We start from the raw sequence: 270 nt of genomic DNA on the forward strand, positions 1-270 counted from the left end.
TCCCGTCGCAGAGATGCAAGATGGAGCCATTATATTCAACCCAGGCTCGATGACATTCCCACGTAATGGCTTACCGAGAAGCTTTGGTACTCTAGAAGACAATAAGCTAACGGTAAAAACGCCAGAAGGCGAAGTATTAGCACAAACCATGATTTAACGGTTTTACTAAGTAAAAAAATAGGGAGCGAATTGCTCCCTATTTTGTGTCTGAATGTCCTAAATCGCGTTCTGGGTCGATAATGTCTCTAACGCGCTGTTTTAGCACCTTGG

General features: G+C 43.7%; 2 pseudogenes. One reads left to right on the plus strand and one right to left on the minus strand.

Annotation, left to right across the window (positions count from 1 at the left end):
- A pseudogene (locus IQR33_RS25635) lies at positions 1–157 on the plus strand (YfcE family phosphodiesterase); the annotation flags it as partial.
- 39 nt (positions 158–196) lie between these two features.
- Here the strand turns inward: IQR33_RS25635 and IQR33_RS25640 are convergent.
- A pseudogene (locus tag IQR33_RS25640) lies at positions 197–270 on the minus strand (selenoprotein W-like protein); the annotation flags it as partial.

The sequence above is a fragment of the Vibrio sp. OPT46 genome (genome assembly GCF_015163535.1).
Lineage (GTDB): Bacteria > Pseudomonadota > Gammaproteobacteria > Enterobacterales > Vibrionaceae > Vibrio > Vibrio alginolyticus.